Origin of the sequence: Mitsuaria sp. GD03876 (assembly GCF_029840635.1) — a bacterium.
Classification (GTDB): Bacteria; Pseudomonadota; Gammaproteobacteria; order Burkholderiales; family Burkholderiaceae_C; genus Roseateles.
In genome coordinates this window covers 15,398-30,211 of the sequence record NZ_JAOCCU010000023.1, presented here as the reverse complement: position 1 = coordinate 30,211, position 14,814 = coordinate 15,398, and the positions used below count along the sequence as shown (strand labels likewise).

The window sequence follows — 14,814 nt, the reverse complement described above, 5'->3', positions numbered from 1 at the left end:
GGGGCGCTTCCTTTCATCGCCGCATGGTCGCAGAACTGCGCGGCGTCTGCACTTGCCCCCGCACATGGGCGACGAAGCGCCGCACGACCGGCGAGGCGTCGGCGCGCCAGATCAGGCTGGTGTCGCAGGCCGGCACCTTCACCGCCGGCCACGGCCGGTAGCGCACGCCGGGGCGCTGCAGCGCGCACACGGAGCGCGGCACCCAGGCCACGCCCATGCCGGCCGAGACCAGGTTCACGATGGTCTGCATCTGGATCGCCTCCTGCGCGATCCGCGGCGTCGCGCCGTGCGCCCGATAGAAGCCCAGCAGCGCATCGAACAGCGACGGCGCGATCTCGCGCGGGAACACCACCAGCGGCTGCGACAGCACCGCGTCGAGCGACGCCGCGCCGCGGCCGTCCAGCCCCCAGTCCTCGGCATGCGCGAGCACCAGCGGCTCGGTCGAGACGATCAGCCGTTCGAAGCCGGCCGGCTCGGCGCCGGGCGCGTGGATCACGAAACCGGCGTCGAGCTCGCCCGACTCGAAGCCCCGCAGTTGCACGTCCAGCGTCGCCTCGCGCAGCGCGAGCTGCACGTCGGGCAGCGCCTCGCGGAACAGCCGCAGCCAGCGCGGCATGTCGCCATAACCGACCGTGGAGACGAAACCCAGGTTCAGCCGCCCCGCCTCGCCACCGGCCGCCGCGCGCACGCGGGCGGGCAGCTGTTCGGCCTGGTCCAGCAGCCGCGCGCCGGCCTCGACCAGCGCCTGCCCCGCCGCCGTCAGCGCGACGGTGCGTCCGCCGCGCGCCAGCAGGCTGACGCCCAACTGGGCCTCCAGCTTCTGCACCGCCAGGCTCAGTGGCGGTTGCGTCATGTGCAGCCGGGCGGCGGCGCGGCCGAAGTGCAGTTCCTCGGCCAGCACCAGGAACTGGCGCAGGGGGCGGAGCTCGATCATCGATACACGTCGTGAATCAAAACGACGTCGACTATATATTGGACCCGCAAGATCACGCGGCGCATACTGGCGCGCTCCAAGCATTCCCCGCCAGGATCGACGCCATGACCGACGCCAAGAACGCCCCGCACGACGACGCCCCCAACCGCCGCTCGAAGCACATCACCGAGGGCGTCGCCCGCGCGCCCAACCGCTCGATGTACTACGGCATGGGCTACCAGGAGAGCGACTTCGGCAAGCCGATGATCGGCGTGGCCAACGGCCACTCGACGATCACGCCCTGCAACTCCGGCCTGCAGAAGCTGGCCGACGCGGCGGTGGTCGGCCTGAAGGCGGCGGGCGCCAACGCGCAGCTCTTCGGCACGCCGACGATCTCCGACGGCATGGCCATGGGCACCGAGGGCATGAAGTACTCGCTGGTCTCGCGCGAGGTCATCGCCGACTGCGTCGAGACCTGCGTCGGCGGCCAGTGGCTGGACGGCGTGATGGTCATCGGCGGCTGCGACAAGAACATGCCCGGCGGGATGATGGGCATGCTGCGCGCCAACGTGCCGGCCATCTACATCTACGGCGGCACGATCAAGCCCGGCCACTACAAGGGCCAGGACCTCAACATCGTCAGCGTCTTCGAGGCCGTCGGCCAGTTCAGCGCCGGCAAGATGAGCGAAGAGGACTTCTGCCAGATCGAGAAGCGCGCCATTCCCGGCAGCGGCTCCTGCGGCGGCATGTACACCGCCAACACGATGAGCTCGGCCTTCGAGGCGCTGGGCATGTCGCTGCCCTACTCGTCGAGCATGTCCAACGTCGAGAACGAGGTCGTCGAGAACACCAAGCGCGCCGCGGACTACCTGGTGCAGGCCGTCAAGGCCGACCTGAAGCCGCGCGACATCGTCACCAAGCAGGCCATCGAGAACGCGGTCGCGGTGATCATGGCCACGGGCGGCTCGACCAACGCGGTGCTGCACTTCCTGGCGATCGCCCACGCGGCCGAGGTCGAGTGGACCATCGACGACTTCGAGCGCATGCGCGGCAAGATCCCGGTGCTGTGCGATCTCAAGCCCAGCGGCCGTTTCCTCGCGGTGGACCTGCACAAGGCCGGCGGCATCCCGGCGGTCATGAAGCAGCTGCTCAAGGCCGGCCTGCTGCACGGCGACTGCATCACCATCACCGGCAAGACCGTGGCCGAGAACCTGGCCGAGGTGCCGGACCTCTCGCCCGACCAGGAGGTGATCCGCGCCGTCGCCGACCCAATCTACGCGCAGGGCCACCTCGCGATCCTCAAGGGCAACCTGTCGCCCGAAGGCTGCGTCGCCAAGATCACCGGCCTGAAGAACCCCGTCATCACCGGCCCGGCGCGCGTCTTCGACGACGAGCAGTCGGCGCTGGCCGCGATCATGGCCGGCCAGATCAAGGCCGGCGACGTGATGGTGCTGCGTTACCTCGGCCCCAAGGGCGGTCCGGGCATGCCGGAGATGCTGGCGCCGACCGGCGCGCTGATCGGCCAGGGCCTGGGCGAAAGCGTCGGCCTGATCACCGACGGCCGCTTCTCCGGCGGCACCTGGGGCATGGTGGTCGGCCACGTCGCGCCGGAAGCCTATGAAGGCGGCGCGATCGCGCTGGTGCACGAGGGCGACTCGATCACCATCGACGCGCATCGGCTGGTGCTGCAGTTGCATGTCGACGACGCCGAACTCGCGCGCCGCAAGGCCGCCTGGCGGCAGCCGGCGCCGCGCTACACCCGGGGCGTGCTGGCGAAGTTCGCGAAGAACGCCTCCAGCGCCAGCTCGGGCGCGGTGCTCGACAAGTTCGAGTGAGCCACGCCGGCCCGGCGGGCCGGCGGCACCAACGACGACGGGGCCTCGCGGGCCCCGTTCGTCATCCTGGCGCGCCGTGCGCCGACCAGGCGCTCAGCGCTTGCGCTGCTTTTCGCCCTGGCCCAGCGCCTCCAGCGACCGCTGGCGGCGCGCCTCCTTGCGGGCATCCATCTTGTCCATCTCCTTGCGCTTGGTGTAGCCGGACTTGTCGGCGAATTCCCACCACAGGATCGCCAGCACCAAGGGCGACAGCACCCACCACCAGGACAGGTCAGCGATCGGTCCGAACTCGATCAGCTTGAGCAGGATCAACAAGACCGCGATCACCACGAACCACATCGTCGTTCTCCTCTGGCCGCGCCGTCTCGCGCGGTCCCCAACACTACAATCGTCCGAGCCCGGACACCCCCCAGCCGACATGCCGCCTCGCGCGGCGGTCCTCGATGCTGGCCGGTGCCGATTCTCCCCCGGCAGGACCTGAAAGGATGCCATGAAAAACGCCTTGTTCGTCTCCGCGGCCCTGGTGGCCGCGTTGTCCGCGCCCAGCGCCTTCGCCAGCCAGGAACTGGCCCAGAAGAAGAACTGCATGGCCTGCCATGCCGTCGACAAGAAGCTGGTCGGCCCGGCCTACAAGGACGTCGCGGCCAAGTACGCCAAGGACAAGGACGCGGTGAAGAAGCTGTCCGAGAAGATCATCAAGGGCGGTTCCGGCGTCTGGGGCCCGGTCCCGATGCCTGCCAACACGCAGGTCAGCCCGGCCGAGGCCGAGCAACTCGCCCAATGGGTGATGTCGACGAAATGATTCGTCGCCCCCTCCGATCGAGGCCCTCCGGGGCCTTTTTTCTTGTCCGGGCCCGTGCGCGCGGGCACCGGAGGCGCGGGGCTCAGGCCACCAGCTGGACCAGCTCGTCGCGGCGGCGGTCGTCGAGCTGGCGGCTGTCGCGGGCGAGGTTGACCGCCTTGGCCACCGTCGCGAGCTCCAGCACCGCCTGGTCGATCTTGTAGCCGCCTCTCCCGTGCATCCAGTGCAGCACGTCCCACAGGTGCCAGACCGAGGACGAGTTGCCCTCGTGGATCGGCGACGGGAAGCTCATCGGGTGCGTCAGCATCAGCTTGCGCATGTTCTGGCGCGACACGCCCACCAGCGTCGCCACGTCGGTCAGGCCGACCATGTCGGGCCCCGCCTCGATCAGCCGGGCGCCGGGCATGGCGCGGCGCACGTCGCGCAAGCCGCCAAGCAGCGCCTGCTCGGCCCGCTCCGCGGCCCTGACGAAGCTCAGCATCAGCCGGCCGCGCAGGCCCACCATCACCCGCGCGTCCCGGCAGCCCACGGACGCCAGGCGCTGCATCAGCGGTTCCTCCTCGCACTCCTGCGGCGGCAGCTGGTACTTGAGCGTGAACACATATTCCACAAGCGACTCCTTCTATGAACGCGGGCCCGCCCCCCAACCGGAGCGGAGCGCGCATTCTTCGCCGGTGGCGCCCAAGGTTCCACAACCCTCGGAAGTGTGCTTGCCGCGGTTTGTGCCAAGCGCAGGTCAGCAACTCCCCGTGTCGAGGCAGTCCGGCCCGGTTGTCGGCTTGCGCGAGCGCAAGAAAAAGCCCCGCCGAAGCGGGGCTCAGAGGAGAACGGTCCAGGGAACCGCCGACAACCGGGATGCCACGCGCATCCCGCGCCGCCGGCGCGGCCGGGCTCAATAGGCCTGGCCGAGCTGCTCCAGGATCGCCGGGTTCTCCAGCGTCGAGGTGTCCTGCGTGACGCTCTCGCCCTTGGCGACCGAGCGCAGCAGGCGCCGCATGATCTTGCCGCTGCGGGTCTTGGGCAGGTTGTCGCCGAAGCGGATGTCCTTGGGCTTGGCGATCGGGCCGATCTCCTTGGCCACCCAGTCGCGCAGCTGCTTAGCGATGGCCTTGGCCTCGTCGCCGCTCGGGCGCGGGCGCTTGAGCACGACGAAGGCGCAGATCGCCTCGCCGGTCGTGTCGTCCGGACGGCCGACGACCGCGGCCTCGGCCACCAGCTCGGTGCAGCTCACCAGCGCCGACTCGATCTCCATCGTGCCCATGCGGTGGCCCGAGACGTTGAGCACGTCGTCGATGCGGCCGGTGATCGTGAAGTAGCCGTTGTCGGCGTCGCGGATGGCGCCGTCGCCGGCCAGGTAGTAGCCCTTGAGCTCCGGCGGGTAGTAGCTCTTCTTGAAGCGCTCCGGATCGCCGTAGATCGTGCGGATCATCGACGGCCACGGCTTCTTGACGACCAGGATGCCGCCCTGGCCATTGGGCACGTCGTTGCCGGTCTCGTCGACGATCGCGGCGGTGATGCCGGGGAACGGCAGCGTGCACGAGCCCGGCACCAGCGGCGTGGCGCCCGGCAGCGGCGTGATCATGTGGCCGCCGGTTTCCGTCTGCCAGAAGGTGTCGACGATCGGGCAGCGGCCGCCGCCGACATGCTGGTGGTACCACTCCCAGGCGGCCGGGTTGATCGGCTCGCCCACCGAGCCCAGGATGCGCAGCGAGCTCAGGTCGTAGTTCTTCGGGTGGACGGTCTCGTTGGTCTCCGCGGCCTTGATCAGCGAGCGGATCGCCGTCGGCGCCGTGTAGAAGATCGTGACCTTGTGCTTCTGGATCATCTGCCAGAAGCGGCCGGCGTCGGGATAGGTCGGCACGCCCTCGAAGACGATCTCCGTGCCGCCCAGCGCCAGCGGGCCGTAGGTGATGTAGGTGTGGCCGGTCACCCAGCCGATGTCGGCGGTGCACCAGAAGATGTCGGAATCCTTCAGGTCGAAGGTCCACTTGGTGGTCAGCGCCGCATGCAGCAGGTAGCCGCCGGTGCTGTGCTGCACGCCCTTGGGCTTGCCGGTCGAGCCCGAGGTGTAGAGCAGGAACAGCGGATGCTCGGCCTCGACCCACTCGGGCTCGCAGCTCGAGGACTGGCCGGCGACCGCGTCGTGCAGCCATTCGTCGCGGCCGTCGACCCAGACGATCGCGCCGCCCGTTCTCTTGTAGACGAGGACCTGCCGGATCGTCGGGCAGCTGTTGTCGGCGAGCGCCTCGTCGACGATGGCCTTCAGCGGCAGCGCCTTGCCGCCGCGCGCCTGCTCGTCGGCGGTCAGCACCATCACCGCGCCGGCATCCTGCACGCGGTCGCGCAGCGATTGCGCCGAGAAGCCGCCGAACACCACCGAGTGCGTCGCGCCGATGCGCGCGCAGGCCTGCATCGCCACCACGCCCTCGACCGACATCGGCATGTAGATGACGACGCGGTCGCCCTTCTTCACACCGCGCGCCTTCAGCGCGTTGGCCAGCTGCGCGGTCTTGGCCAGCAGCTCGGCGTAGGTGACCCGAGTGGTGGTGCCGTCGTCGGCCTCGAAGATGATCGCGACGTGGTCGCCGCGGCCAGCCTCGACATGGCGGTCCAGGCAGTTGTAGGAGACATTGAGCCGGCCGTCCTCGAACCACTTGAAGAACGGCGCGTCGGCATCGTTCAGCACCTTCGTGAAGGGCTGCTTCCAGCTCAGCAGCTCACGCGCCAGGCGCGCCCAGTAGCCCTCGTAGTCAGCCTCGGCTTCCTTGCACAAGGCCTCGTAGGCGGCCATGCCGGACACGTGCGCGCCCTGGACGGCGGACGCGGGGGGGGTGTAGATCTTGTCGCTGATCTTGTCGCTCATGGCCTTTGTCTCCGTACAGGCAGGGTCTCGAATCCGGGCGAACTCTCCGCTTTCACACTGACGATGTGCTTACTCTTGTAGAAGAGCTTCTCCTGGCGTTCGCTCGTTCGGGGGCACCGGTCCCCCTCTGCGCTCAGACGCCTCCGCACGCTCGGCATTCGCTTCGAGGGGGACCGGTGCCCCCCGAACTCGGCGCCTCGCCTTCAGCGGTTCGCCGGGGCGGATGCTCTCACTAAAATCGCCCGGTTTGGCGGTTCCCGCCAGTTACGACTCGAAGGACTCCCCCGATGACCGATCGCCCGAACGACCCGGCCGACGCCACGCCCAAGCGCATGCACCCGCTGGCCCACCTGATGTTCGGCAGCCGCTGGCTCCAGCTCCCGCTGTACATCGGCCTCATCCTGGCGCAGGCGGTCTACGTCTTCCAGTTCTGGACCGAACTGGTTCACCTCGTCGAGGCCGCCTTCGGCAACCAGGAAGCCCTGCAGCTGCTGGTCAGCAGCGTGGGCTACGACCCCGGCGTCAAGGTCACCAAGCTCAACGAGACCATCATCATGCTGGCCGTGCTGGCGCTGATCGACGTGGTCATGATCTCCAACCTGCTGATCATGGTGATCGTCGGCGGCTACGAGACCTTCGTCTCGCGCCTGCATCTCGAGGGCCATCCCGACCAGCCCGAGTGGCTGGACCACGTCAACGCCTCGGTCCTGAAGGTCAAGCTGGCGACGGCCATCATCGGCATCTCGTCGATCCACCTGCTCAAGACCTTCATCAACGTCCAGAACCTGCAGGAGAAGACGCTGATCTGGCAGACCGCCATCCACCTGGCCTTCCTGCTGTCCGCCCTGGCCATCGCGATGACCGACCGGCTGCTGTCGCACCCGCCCGAGAAGCACTGATCCCACCCGCCGCGCGGTCCGACCCGCGCCGCAACGACGAAGGGGCCCGCGGGCCCCTTCTCTGCTTTCACGGCGACCGGTCAGCCGCGCCTGCGCAGCAGGATCAGCGTCCCCGCGACGCCCGACAGGATCGAGCCGCCCAGCACGCCGAGCTTGACCCGCGTCTCGTAGTCCGGGCCGTGGCCGGCGAAGGCCAGGCCGCCGATGAACAGGCTCATCGTGAAGCCGATGCCGCACAGCACGCACACCCCGAAGAACTGCGTCCAGTCGGCACCGCCCGGTCTCTGCGCCAAGCCCAGCCGGATCATCAGCCAGGAGCTGCCGAACACGCCGACCGCCTTGCCCAGCAGCAGGCCCAGCGCGATGCCCAGCGACACCGGGTGCAGCAGGTCGCCGGCGTTCAGGCCCAGCAGCGACACGCCGGCGTTGGAGAACGCGAACATCGGCAGGATCAGGAACGCGACCCACGGGTGCAGGCCGTGCTCGAGGTCCTCGGCCGGCGAGTGACCCTTGCCGTCGTCCGACGGGATGAACAGCGCGGTGGCGACGCCGGCCAGCGTCGCGTGCACGCCGGACTTCAGCACGCAGGTCCACATCACCAGGCCGACGACGATGTAGAGGTCCGCGCGCGTGACCTTGGCGCGGTTCAGCGCGAACAGCGCGACCAGGCAGGCCCCGGCGCCGGCCAGCATGGTCAGCGACAGCTGGCTCGTGTAGAAGAGCGCGATGACGACGATGGCGCCGAGGTCGTCGATGATCGCCACCGCCGTCAGGAAGACCTTCAGCGAGGCCGGCACGCGGCTGCCCAGCAGCATGACGATGCCGATGGCGAAGGCGATGTCGGTCGCCGCGGGGATGGCCCAGCCATGCAGGCCGACCGGATCGCCCAGGTTGATCGCGGCGTAGATCAGCGCCGGCGCAACCATGCCGCCCAGCGCCGCCACCATCGGCAGCACCGCCTGGGAGCGCTCGGAGAGTTCGCCGCTGACGAACTCGCGCTTGATCTCCAGCCCGACGAGGAAGAAGAACACCGCCATCCACAGGTCGTTGACCCAGACCAGCAGCGGCTTGGCCAGCACCAGCCAGTCGCCGCCGATGCGCACTTCCCCCTCGATGCGGGTGAAGGCCGTGTAGAGCTCGCGCCAGGGCGAGTTGGACAGGATCAGCGCGGCGACGGCGGCGATCGCGAGCACGATGCCGCCGGCCGATTCGCCGGCGAAGAAGCGTTTGAGTCCTGGGGTCAAGAAAGGGTCCTCCCGCGAAAACCGCATCATCGCAGCGAATGCGCGCCGCCCGGGAAAAGCGCGCCTCGCACAAGCGTGCGTTGCGCATCCGCCAAGGGCCGATGGCGACGGGGATTTCATCGGGTAACGGATAATGCCCGCCTACCGTGACCAGCCTGTCCACGACCATGACCACCACGATCCGCTACGCCGACCTTGTCGAGAGCGTCGCCGCCGCGCTGCAGTACATCAGCTACTACCACCCGGCCGACTACATCCAGCACCTGGCCCGCGCCTACGAGCGCGAACAGAGCCCGGCCGCCAAGGACGCGATCGCCCAGATCCTGACCAACTCGAAGATGTGCGCCGAAGGCCGCCGTCCGATCTGCCAGGACACCGGCATCGTCAACGTGTTCCTGAAGATCGGCATGGACGTGCGCTGGGCGGACTTCCCCGGCTCCATCCAGGACGCCGTCAACGAGGGCGTGCGCCGCGCCTACAACCACCCCGACAACAAGCTGCGCGCCTCGGTGCTCAGCGATCCGATCTTCGAGCGCAAGAACACCAAGGACAACACGCCCGCGGTGATCTTCATGGAGGTCGTCCCCGGCGCCACCGTCGACGTGATCGTCGCGGCCAAGGGCGGCGGCTCGGAGAACAAGAGCAAGGTCTACATGCTCAACCCGAGCGAGAACATCGTCGACTGGGTGCTCAAGACCGTGCCGACGATGGGCGCGGGCTGGTGTCCGCCGGGCATGCTGGGCATCGGCGTCGGCGGCACGGCCGAGAAGGCCGCGCTGCTGGCCAAGGAAGCCCTGATGGACGACATCGACATGTATGAGCTGCTCGAGCGCGGTCCCAAGGACAAGCTCGAGGAACTGCGCATCGAGCTGTACGAGAAGGTCAACGCGCTGGGCATCGGCGCGCAGGGCCTGGGCGGCCTGACCACCGTGCTGGACGTCAAGATCAAGACCTATCCGACGCACGCGGCCTCCAAGCCGATCGCGATGATCCCGAACTGCGCCGCCACGCGCCACGCGCACTTCGTGCTCGACGGCTCCGGCCCGAGCTACCTGGAGCCGCCGAGCCTGGATCTGTGGCCCGACGTCAAGTGGGCGCCGGACTACAACAAGAGCAAGCGCGTCGACCTGAACACGCTGACCAAGGACGAGGTCGCCAGCTGGAAGCCGGGCGACACGCTGCTGCTCAACGGCAAGATGCTCACCGGCCGCGACGCCGCGCACAAGCGCATCCAGGACATGCTGGCCAAGGGCGAGCCGCTGCCGGTGGACTTCACCAACCGCGTCATCTACTACGTCGGCCCGGTCGATCCGGTGCGCGACGAGGTCGTCGGCCCCGCCGGCCCGACCACCGCCACGCGCATGGACAAGTTCACCGACATGATGCTGGAGAAGACCGGCCTGATCGCGATGATCGGCAAGGCCGAGCGCGGCCCGGTCGCGATCGAGTCGATCCGCAACCACAAGTCGGCCTACCTGATGGCGGTCGGCGGCTCGGCCTACCTGGTGTCCAAGGCGATCAAGGCGGCCAAGGTCGTCGGCTTCGAGGACCTGGGCATGGAAGCGATCTACGAGTTCGACGTCGTCGACATGCCGGTGACCGTCGCCGTCGACGCCGGCGGCACCAGCGCGCACGTCACCGGCCCGGCCGAGTGGCAGCAGCGCATCGCCTCCGGCAAGGCGATCAAGATCCCGGTCGCCGCCGGCTGACCGGCGGGCGGCCCGCGCCGCTCCCCGATGGCCAGGCCACCGGGCAACCGGCATCCGGGCGACCGGACGCCCGCCCCCCAAACGACGAAGGCCACCGCGAGGTGGCCTTCTTGCGTTGGGTCGAGGCCTCAGCCGTACATCCTCGACAGCTTGTCGACCATGCCCTGCTTCTGGCCGAGCTCGGACATCGAGGTGTCCAGCGCCGTGTACTGTCGCCGCAGCCGTTTCTCGTAGGCGGCGACCCGGTCCTCGAGCGCGTCCACCCGCTTGCCGTTGGTCTTCAGGTTTTCCTGCAGCCCCTTGGTGCGGGTCGTCAGCGCGCCGTCCATGCCCAGGATCTGGTCCGTCAGCGTGCGCAGCTTCACCGCGATGCCGCTGTTGTCCGGATGGTCCTTGTCGACGCCCATGAACAGCTGCTTCAGGTCGGCGCGCTGGCCGATCGCCTTGTTGAACTTCGTGTCGTTGATCGTGATCGCGCCGTTGACGCCCATCGTCAGGCCGATGTCGGGCAGGTGCGCGAACGCGCCCGGCAGCGTCGTGCCCGAGGCCACCGCGCCGCGCAGCCGGCTGGTCAGGCTGACCGCGGTGCTGTCGCCCTGCAGCGCGGCGGCGGTCTTGTTCTCGGCGTCGTACTTGGTGTTGTCGCGCAGCAGCCCGATGGCGGCGTTGTAGGCGGTCACGAACTCGCTGACCGTCTTCTTCAGCGACTCCTTGTCCTGGCTCGCCGTGATCGTCGCCGCGCCGGTCTTCTGCACGGTGAAGGTGACGCCGTCGATCGCCGACTCGATGGTGTTGGTGGCCGAGGTGATCGCCAGCCCGTTGACCGTCAGCTTGGCGTTGGCCGCGCGCAGGTCCTCGGTCATCCGCGACGGCTGCCCGGCGCCGCCGAAGCTCAGGTCCGCCAGCGAGGGCTTGCCGTCCTCCGGCGGAGTGGCGGTCGTGGCCGTCAGCCGGAAGCCGTTCTCCGCGCCGGTCTCGCGCGATCGCAGCACCAGGCGCGAGCCGCTGACGTCGTTGACCAGCGAGGCCACCACCCCGGCGCCCGACGCGTTGATCTTGTCGCGCACGTCCTCGAGCGAATCGCGCGGCGGATCGATCGTGACGGTCTTGGGCGAGCTGCCGGTCTTGGCGGTGAAGGACGAGTGGTCGGTGTTCCACTCGCCCAGTTCCAGCTTGAGGGTGCCGCCGCCGAGCTTGTCGCCCTTCTTGAACATCGGGCTGGACAGGCTCTGCGCCGCGGCCAGCCGCTCGACGTTCATCGCGTAGCTGCCCTCGGCCGCGCCGGAGCCGCCGCTGGCGGACACGACGGTGGTGTCGGACGAGGTCGCCGTCACGCCCTGCCAGGTGTCGGGTTTGGTGAGCTTGGCCGCCGCGTCGCGGAGCGCGCTCAGCGAGGCCTGGATCTTCCCGAAGACCGAGATCTTGGTCTTGATCTTGTCGCTGGCCACGTTGAGGTTGTCGATGGGCTTGCGCTCCACCGACACCAGTTTCTGGACGATCGCCTCGACATTGAGGTTGCTGCCCAGACCGGTCGAACTGATTCCCATGGAATCCTCCCTGGTCGATGCGCCTTGTGGTGGCGCTGAATGCCGGGAAGGTTAAGCAACATTGCTGGTTCGTGAAGCGATCAGGTGTGCGGGATTCACGCCCCTGTTTGGTGCCTCGGTGAGGTCGGCATCCGCCCGCGCATGGCTTCCGGCACTTCCATGACGTGGCGGCCGCTCGCTGACACTGCGCGCGACCCGAAGGTCCCTCGGTCCGAAGGCCGCGCCGGCCGCGCCGGCCGAAAGCCGAAAGCCGAAAGCCGACAGCCGCGGCGAGCGCCGAGCGCCGAGCGCCGAGCGCCGAGCGCCGAGCGCCGAGCGGCGAGCGGCGAGCGGCGAGCGGCGAGCGCCGGAGTGTCCGTTCAAGCCGCCGATGCCCGGGATGCCGGGAAAGGAACCGCCATGATCGATCCCGCCGACGCACGCCCTGCCCTCGCGCGCAGGCGTTTCACCGGAGCCGTCCTGGCCCTGGCCGCCACGCCGCCCGCTTCATGGGCCACCAGCGGCGAGGCGCCCGCGGCGCCGTCCGGGCGGCCACGACTGGTCGCCGCCGGCGGGCCGGTGCTGGTGGAGGGTCGCGACGAGCTCGTCGCCGAAGTCCACGTCGACTGGCCCGCCGACTCGGCGCCGCCAACCGCGTTGCGGCTGCTCGACGAGGACCGCGGCGACGTCTTCGAAGCGTTCGACGGCACCGCGCTTGCGCCGCGCCTCGCGCGCATCGACGGCCAGCGGCTCGTGTGCCATGTGGAGTTGAGTTCGGCGCCGGGCCGGCCATTGCCAGGCCGCCTGCGTCCGGTGCTATGGGCGGGCGTCGACGCCGCCGGCACCGACGCGGCCCGCGCCGATCGCGTCCTCGCGGGCGAGGCGCTCACGCTTCCCGGCCCCGCCGCGCCGGTCTTCGGCGCGCCGCTGGGCGACGGTCTCTGGGTCGCGATCCACGATCCCTCCTGGGCACGCGGTCACCGACGCGTCGGCTTCCAGCGCGCGGACCGCTGGACCATCCCCGGCCGGCATGCGATCGACTTCGTGCGCGTCGACGAGGACGGCCGCATCGCGCGGGGCGACCCCGACCGGCCCGCGCATCACCTCGGCCATGGCGCGCCGGTGCTCGCCGTCGCGGCGGGCGTCGTGACCGCCGCGCGCGACGGCATGGCCGAGGCGGCGTCGGTCGCCGGCAATCCCCGCCATCCGCTGGCCGACGCGCCGGGCAACCATGTCGTGCTGTCGCTGGACGGCGGGCGGCATGTGATCTACGAGCACCTGCGCCCCGGCAGCCTGACGGTGCGCCCCGGCGACCGGGTCCGGCGCGGCCAGGTGCTCGGCGCCCTCGGGTTCACCGGCGATTCCACCGGCCCTCACCTGCATCTGCACCTGTGCGACGAAGCGGCGCCGAATGCCGGAGAAGGCCTGCCCTTCGTCTTCGAGCGCTTCGAGCGTCTCGGCGGCTACGACGACCTGGCCCTCCTCGGCAAGGCCCGGTGGCGGCCCGCGCCAGAGGGCGAGGCGATCCTGCGCCGGTCGGAGAAACCGGCGCCGCATCGCGTGATCCGCTTCCCTGCGGCGTAGGCGGAATCAGCGTGGCGCGGCGTCGGGCGGCGCGGCCGCAGTCGTCGTCGGCGCGGGCGCCGAAGGCGACTCCCCGACCGACGCCGCCGCCGAGGCCGGTGTCCCTTCCGCCGCCGGCGTCTCCACCACCGTGCGCACCACCCGCTGCGGGAACGGGATGTCGATCTTGAGCCGGTTCAGCAGCCGCAGGATCGCCAGGTTCACCTCGGACCGCACCCCGCCTTGCCCGTTGTGCGGATCGGAGATCCAGAAGCCGATCGTCAGCTCCAGGCCATCGGCGGCGAAGTTGCTCAGCGCCACCGACGGCGCCGGGTCGGACAGCACCCGGGGTACGCGCTTGATGTCCTCGACCAGCTGCGGGAACAACGCGTCCAGGTCGGTGCCGTAGGCCACCTGGACCACCGTGGGCACGTAGACCTGCGGATCGGCCAGCGAGAGGTTCTCGACGCGCGTGGTGATCAGCGACTCGTTGGGCACGATCGCCTCGCGGCCGTTGAGCGCGCGGATCACGGTGTAGCGGGTCTTGATGTCGCTGATGCGGCCTTCGAAGTTGTCGACCTTCACCATGTCGCCGATGCGCAGCGAGCGCTCGGCCAGGATCATGAAGCCGGAGACGTAGTTCGAGGTGATCTTCTGCAGCCCGAAGCCCAGCCCCACGCCGACCGCGCCGCCCAGCCAGGACAGCGCGCTCAGGTTCAGGCCCAGCATGTTCAGCGCCACCAGCGCGCCGACGGCCAGCAGCACGGTGCGGGTGATGTTGACGACGATCTTGCGCATCGACAGGTCGATGGACTTGCCGCGCAGCATGCGCGACTCGATCGCCGAGGACAGCCACAGCACCACGATCATCAGCAGCCCGACCTGCAGCCCCACCTGCAGCACGTCCAGCAGCGACGGCGCGTCCGCCGCCCGCGTGCCCTTCTGGGCCAGCCAGCCGAGCTTGATGTCGTCGAGCTCGTCCATCACCACCGGCAGCACGCCGATGATCCACAGGATCGATCCCAGCCAGGCGACCCAGGACACGCTGCGTTCGAGCAGCCGGGTGCCGAGCGAGCTCGGGAACGCGGCGCGCAGCACGCGGGCGACGAAGCGGATGACCACCAGCGACATCAGCACCGGGATCACCACCTTGAACAGCGCGGCCGGCAGCTCGATCAGCGGCATCACGCGCCGCGCGCCGAGCGCCAGCAGCAGCGCCACGACCGGGAACAGCAGCCCGTCGAAGACGTGGCGGCCCAGCAGCACCGAGCGCTGCTGGTCGACGCTGCGAAAGCGCTTGCCGATGTTGTGGACGATCAGCCAGGACAGGCCCAGGCAGGCCAGCAGCAGCACGAGTTCGATGAGCGCGTTCACGCTCGCGAGTGCGGACCCCAGGGCGCGCAGTTCAGCGAGGCTCAGCGTGTGGTTCAGCGAGGCAGTCAGGGCGGATCCTTCGTCGG

The 14,814-nt window shown here is 69.4% G+C and carries 12 protein-coding genes; 5 read left to right on the top strand and 7 right to left on the bottom strand.

Annotated elements, in window-relative coordinates:
* Positions 1-13: 13 nt before the first annotated feature.
* Positions 14-934 (bottom strand): LysR family transcriptional regulator, encoded by a 921-nt coding sequence (locus tag N5D62_RS15640; RefSeq protein WP_279758774.1) that lies wholly within the window; start codon positions 932-934, stop codon positions 14-16.
* 104 nt (positions 935-1,038) lie between these two features.
* Here N5D62_RS15640 and ilvD point away from each other — a divergent pair, with 104 nt between their 5' ends.
* Positions 1,039-2,748 carry a dihydroxy-acid dehydratase gene (ilvD, locus tag N5D62_RS15635; protein ID WP_279758773.1) on the top strand — a complete coding sequence of 570 codons (1,710 nt, stop codon included), beginning with the start codon at positions 1,039-1,041 and terminating at the stop codon, positions 2,746-2,748.
* Positions 2,749-2,841: 93 nt separating this feature from the next.
* On the opposite strand, the gene N5D62_RS15630 is transcribed toward ilvD, so the two are convergent.
* The gene (locus N5D62_RS15630; RefSeq protein WP_279758772.1) at positions 2,842-3,087 is read right to left on the bottom strand and encodes a TIGR04438 family Trp-rich protein; all 246 of its coding nucleotides are present in this window, start codon (positions 3,085-3,087) and stop codon (positions 2,842-2,844) included.
* 151 nt (positions 3,088-3,238) lie between these two features.
* Here N5D62_RS15630 and N5D62_RS15625 point away from each other — a divergent pair, with 151 nt between their 5' ends.
* Positions 3,239-3,550 (top strand): c-type cytochrome, encoded by a 312-nt coding sequence (locus tag N5D62_RS15625; protein WP_279758771.1) that lies wholly within the window; start codon positions 3,239-3,241, stop codon positions 3,548-3,550.
* An 82-nt stretch (positions 3,551-3,632) separates the two neighbouring features.
* Here the strand turns inward: N5D62_RS15625 and N5D62_RS15620 are convergent, their stop codons facing one another.
* Together N5D62_RS15620 and acs are read right to left on the bottom strand one after the other, a co-directional pair.
* Complete coding sequence (locus N5D62_RS15620; RefSeq protein ID WP_279758770.1) at positions 3,633-4,160, bottom strand: DNA-binding protein; 528 nt, start codon at positions 4,158-4,160, stop codon at positions 3,633-3,635.
* Positions 4,161-4,442: 282 nt separating this feature from the next.
* Positions 4,443-6,413, bottom strand: coding sequence for an acetate--CoA ligase (gene acs, locus N5D62_RS15615; RefSeq protein ID WP_279758769.1), 1,971 nt, complete (start codon positions 6,411-6,413; stop codon positions 4,443-4,445).
* 287 nt (positions 6,414-6,700) lie between these two features.
* Here acs and N5D62_RS15610 point away from each other — a divergent pair, with 287 nt between their 5' ends.
* On the top strand, positions 6,701-7,312 hold the full coding sequence (locus N5D62_RS15610) for a TIGR00645 family protein (protein ID WP_279758768.1): 612 nt from the start codon (positions 6,701-6,703) through the stop codon (positions 7,310-7,312).
* 80 nt (positions 7,313-7,392) lie between these two features.
* Here the strand turns inward: N5D62_RS15610 and nhaA are convergent, their stop codons facing one another.
* Entirely contained in the window at positions 7,393-8,556 is a 1,164-nt protein-coding gene (nhaA, locus tag N5D62_RS15605) for a Na+/H+ antiporter NhaA (protein ID WP_279758767.1), read from the bottom strand.
* Between the two features lie 167 nt (positions 8,557-8,723).
* Here nhaA and N5D62_RS15600 point away from each other — a divergent pair, with 167 nt between their 5' ends.
* Complete coding sequence (locus tag N5D62_RS15600) at positions 8,724-10,265, top strand: fumarate hydratase (RefSeq protein ID WP_279758843.1); 1,542 nt, start codon at positions 8,724-8,726, stop codon at positions 10,263-10,265.
* A gap of 128 nt (positions 10,266-10,393) precedes the next feature.
* On the opposite strand, the gene fliD is transcribed toward N5D62_RS15600, so the two are convergent.
* A complete protein-coding gene (gene fliD / locus N5D62_RS15595) occupies positions 10,394-11,812 on the bottom strand; it encodes a flagellar filament capping protein FliD (protein WP_279758766.1) in 1,419 nt (472 codons plus the stop codon).
* Positions 11,813-11,953: 141 nt separating this feature from the next.
* On the opposite strand from fliD, the gene N5D62_RS15590 reads away from it, so the two are divergent.
* Positions 11,954-13,375, top strand: a complete 1,422-nt coding sequence (locus N5D62_RS15590) for a peptidoglycan DD-metalloendopeptidase family protein (protein ID WP_279758765.1) — start codon at positions 11,954-11,956, stop codon at positions 13,373-13,375.
* Between the two features lie 6 nt (positions 13,376-13,381).
* Here the strand turns inward: N5D62_RS15590 and N5D62_RS15585 are convergent, their stop codons facing one another.
* Positions 13,382-14,728: a mechanosensitive ion channel domain-containing protein gene (locus N5D62_RS15585; protein ID WP_279758764.1), complete on the bottom strand. Its 1,347-nt coding sequence runs from the start codon at positions 14,726-14,728 to the stop codon at positions 13,382-13,384.
* Between the last annotated feature and the right edge of the window lie 86 nt (positions 14,729-14,814).

Bases quoted from the DNA above. Each gene is read 5' to 3' on its own strand.
- N5D62_RS15640 (WP_279758774.1), bottom strand. From the start codon at position 934: ATGATCGAGCTCCGCCCCCTGCGCCAGTTCCTGGTGCTGGCCGAGGAA.
- ilvD (WP_279758773.1), top strand. From the start codon at position 1,039: ATGACCGACGCCAAGAACGCCCCGCACGACGACGCCCCCAACCGCCGC.
- N5D62_RS15630 (WP_279758772.1), bottom strand. From the start codon at position 3,087: ATGTGGTTCGTGGTGATCGCGGTCTTGTTGATCCTGCTCAAGCTGATC.
- N5D62_RS15625 (WP_279758771.1), top strand. From the start codon at position 3,239: ATGAAAAACGCCTTGTTCGTCTCCGCGGCCCTGGTGGCCGCGTTGTCC.
- acs (WP_279758769.1), bottom strand. From the start codon at position 6,413: ATGAGCGACAAGATCAGCGACAAGATCTACACCCCCCCCGCGTCCGCC.
- N5D62_RS15610 (WP_279758768.1), top strand. From the start codon at position 6,701: ATGACCGATCGCCCGAACGACCCGGCCGACGCCACGCCCAAGCGCATG.
- N5D62_RS15600 (WP_279758843.1), top strand. From the start codon at position 8,724: ATGACCACCACGATCCGCTACGCCGACCTTGTCGAGAGCGTCGCCGCC.
- fliD (WP_279758766.1), bottom strand. From the start codon at position 11,812: ATGGGAATCAGTTCGACCGGTCTGGGCAGCAACCTCAATGTCGAGGCG.
- N5D62_RS15590 (WP_279758765.1), top strand. From the start codon at position 11,954: ATGGCTTCCGGCACTTCCATGACGTGGCGGCCGCTCGCTGACACTGCG.